A 3,334-nucleotide genomic window follows, 5' to 3' on the forward strand; every position below is an offset into this window, starting at 1 on the left:
AATCGAGGCCATCGAAAGCGGTACCGAACACATCACCGACAGCGCGGTCGAGGCCTGGGTGCCTGCATTTGATACTGAGGCGGCCTTCGCATGACGGTAAGCGTCCGGTGAGCGGCTGAGGATCAATTGAGGCCACAGCATTTCTTGTATTTTTTGCCGGACCCGCACGGACAGGGGTCATTTCGACCAACCCTGCCGAAGTTGCCTCGCTGCGGAGGCGGAGTCGTGGACTGGCGCAGCCGCCATGCGTTGAGTGTATCGACCCAGTGAACGATCAGGTCCGGCGCCAGGTCGGTGAGTTCGTCGATCTCGGTTTCGGACAGATCGCTCTCGCGACGGCCGATGGCGCCGAGCGTGATGAGGCCGGAAAGCGCGGCGCGAGTGTCGTCGTCGCTGCTTGCGGCGATCGTCATCCAACTGTCGGGACGCAGCGCCATGGCCGTGGCGAAGCCATCGATCCAGAACTCCCACAAAACCTCGTCGTGTCGCGGGTCGACATCGAAGACGGGGGCGTAGCGACCTTCGGTCAGGTCACCAATGGTCGCGTTGTAGTGTTCCATGATCAGACCGGCGATCTTTTCCGCTTGGGCGAGGTCTTCGAAGACGGGCGCGCTGTCCTCGTCACCTCCACCCCAGACCAGGGGCAGCCATTCGCCCGGCATGATCAGGTCGGGACAGACGATGATGCCGGCGAGATACCCGTCCAATTCACTGACGAGCATCGGGTCGATGTCGTCGGGCAGGCCGGCGAGCATCTTGTCAAGCTGCTTCAGGCGTCGCGGAATGCTCGGCATATGGCGTCCAGTTCCAGGGCACAAGCTCGCCGATGCGGTTGACGGGATGATCGGCGATGCGGGCCAGAACGTCGCGCAGCCAGGCTTCGGGATCAAGCCCGTTCAGCTTCGCCGTTCCGATCAGCGTCAGGATCGCGCCCGCGCGTTCTCCACCCCGGTCGGATCCGGCAAACAGCCAGTTCTTCCTGCCGATGGCGACAGGGCGAATGGCGCGTTCGGCCGAGTTGTTGTCGATCTCGATCGTGCCGTCGTCCAGATAGCGGCCAAGCGCCGTCCAGCGCGAGAGCGCATAGCGGATCGCCTGCGCCGCCCCGCTCTTGCCCGGCAGCCGCGCCAGTTCCGTCTCGAGATATCGTCGCAAGGCATCGACCTTCGGCCTGGCCTCATCCTGGCGAATCTCGCGACGCCTGTCGGGCGGCGAACCGCGTATGGCCGCTTCGATGTCGTAGAGTTCGCCAACGCGTCGCAGCACCGCCTCGGCGATCGGCGACGGGCCGGAGACCGTCAGGTCGAAGAACTTCCGGCGCGCATGCGCCCAGCACGCCGCCTCCACGATACCGCGGTCGCCACGGTCCGGCCGGTACAGTTCCTTGAACCCGGCATAGCCGTCGGCATGAAGGATGCCGTTGAAGCCGGCCAGATGGCCCTGCGGATGCGCCCCCTTGCGGTCCGGGCTGTAATGGTAGCACACGGCAGGCGGCGCATCGTCATTCCACGGTCGTCCATCGCGGACATAGGTCCACAGCCGCCCCTGCTTCGTCTTGCCCCGGCCCGGATCGAGAACTGGAACCGGCGTGTCGTCGCCGTGGAGGCGATCGCCGGCAACGACATGGGCGCGCACCGCCTCGATCAGCGGCTCCATCAATGCCGCCGCGCGACCGACCCAATCGGCCATGGTGGAGCGGGCAATCTCCACGCCTTCGCGGGCATAGATCTCCGACTGGCGATAGAGCGGAAGATGGTCGCAGAACTTGGCGACGAGCACATGCGCCACAAGCCCCGGACCCGGTTTGCCGCGTTCGATCGGCAGAGAAGGCATGGCGGCCGTCATCACCGCATCGCAGTCGAGGCAGCGGTAACGCGGTTGAACATGTCGAACGACACGGAAGGAGGCCGGGACATAGTCCAGAACCTCCGTGACGGTCTCGCCAGCCTTGCGAAGCCGATTGCCGCCGCAATCACGGCAAGCACAGCATGCTTCATGGTGCATGTCTTCGCGCGGAAGATGGTCCGGCAGGGGCTGACGCGACGGCTTCTCGCCGGCCCGGGGCCGTACTTGCGCGACTGCCGCATCGGCATCCTAGGCTTCTGCCGCCTCGAGATCTTCAAGCGCCAGTTCGAGTTGTTCGATGACACGGTCGATCTTCTCCGAGGAGGCGCCGAAGCGCGCCCGGCGCAGCAACGCCAGTTGCGCGTTCAGCTTCTCGATCAGCGTCGCCTGGGAGCGCAACGCCGCATCCCGGACCGCCAGTTCTTCGCGCTGCGCCGCGATGATGGCGCGCAGCGCATTGGGATCGGAGGACAGCGAATCAGGGATGGCAACCATGCTCCGAGGCTAAGCGATCCAGACCAGGCAAGACAGGCTTATCTTGCTGGAATCGCATCACAATCATGCCGCCCGCGATGGCGGCGACGACCAGACCGGGCGACGCCAATCGATGCATTCCCACAGCATCGCCAATTGCGCCGAGGTCAGCCGCACCGCCCCGTCCGCCGCCGAGGGCCAGGCAAAGCGGCCGCGCTCAAGCACCTTGTAATAGAGGCAGAAGCCCTGACCGTCCCAGAACAGGAGCTTGATCCGGTCCCCGCGCCGTCCCCGGAAGGCGAAGACCGCTCCCGAACAGGGATCTCGCCGCAGAACCTCCTGAGCCAGCGCCGACAGACCGGCGATTCCCTTGCGCATGTCCGTCACGCCCGAAGCCAGATAGACGCGCACGCCGCTGCCCGGAGCGATCATGCCTCTTCCACCACCCGGATCAGCCGGCTAAGAATGTCGTCGTCGATATCGGCATCGATACAGAGTGCCCGCCCGTTGACGAGCTTGACCTCGATCCGACCGCTTCGCCTGCCTCGCGCCTTCCGGCGACGCGCGATGTCCTCTTCCTCGATCAACCCGACCGGCAGAAACGATACGCTCTCATCGCCAGCCTGCTCGATGACGCGGAACTGCCGACGCCACGTGTAGATCTGTTGCGGCAGAAGATCATGCCGGCGCGCAACCGCCGCCGCGCTCGTCTGCGGCGCAGACGCCTCTTCCAATATCCGAAGCTTGTCCTCATCCGACCACCGACGCCGCCGCTCGCGCCCCGTGATGATCTCCATTCGCCCCATCGCTTCGTCGCTAATTCCAAAATCAATTGCGAAATCAGATGCGAAACTTGGACCAAAACCCGCCCGTCACAAACCCCACCTCACCGGACGCTTACGCATGACGGGCCGCCTGCCCGTCACCTTGCCGCCTTTGCCCGGCGAACTCCTGTCATCCTGGATCAGTCGCCACGCGGACTTCTATGGGGTCACACCATTGACCATGCTGCGTC

General features: G+C 64.6%; 3 protein-coding genes and 1 pseudogene. All 4 read right to left on the bottom strand.

Going from position 1 to position 3,334, the window contains the following annotated elements; translation table 11 throughout:
• Window positions 1-122 precede the first annotated feature (122 nt).
• Window positions 123-755 carry a UPF0149 family protein gene (locus tag MRY80_RS02820; protein WP_293287758.1) on the bottom strand — a complete coding sequence of 211 codons (633 nt, stop codon included), beginning with the start codon at window positions 753-755 and terminating at the stop codon, window positions 123-125.
• 4 nt (window positions 756-759) lie between these two features.
• Window positions 760-2,340: pseudogene (locus tag MRY80_RS02825) on the bottom strand (IS66 family transposase).
• 63 nt (window positions 2,341-2,403) lie between these two features.
• Window positions 2,404-2,751 carry an IS66 family insertion sequence element accessory protein TnpB gene (gene tnpB / locus MRY80_RS02830; protein WP_293287761.1) on the bottom strand — a complete coding sequence of 116 codons (348 nt, stop codon included), beginning with the start codon at window positions 2,749-2,751 and terminating at the stop codon, window positions 2,404-2,406.
• Window positions 2,748-3,116: a transposase gene (locus tag MRY80_RS02835; protein WP_293287763.1), complete on the bottom strand. Its 369-nt coding sequence runs from the start codon at window positions 3,114-3,116 to the stop codon at window positions 2,748-2,750. Before MRY80_RS02835 ends, tnpB begins: the two co-directional genes overlap by 4 nt.
• Window positions 3,117-3,334: the final 218 nt, after the last annotated feature.

It is taken from the genome of Oricola sp. (assembly GCF_022763245.1).
Lineage (GTDB): Bacteria > Pseudomonadota > Alphaproteobacteria > Rhizobiales > Rhizobiaceae > Oricola.

Excerpts from the sequence above, each read along its gene's own strand:
- MRY80_RS02820 (WP_293287758.1), bottom strand. The coding sequence starts at position 755 with ATGCTCGCCGGCCTGCCCGACGACATCGACCCGATGCTCGTCAGTGAA.
- tnpB (WP_293287761.1), bottom strand. The coding sequence starts at position 2,751 with ATGATCGCTCCGGGCAGCGGCGTGCGCGTCTATCTGGCTTCGGGCGTG.
- MRY80_RS02835 (WP_293287763.1), bottom strand. The coding sequence starts at position 3,116 with ATGGAGATCATCACGGGGCGCGAGCGGCGGCGTCGGTGGTCGGATGAG.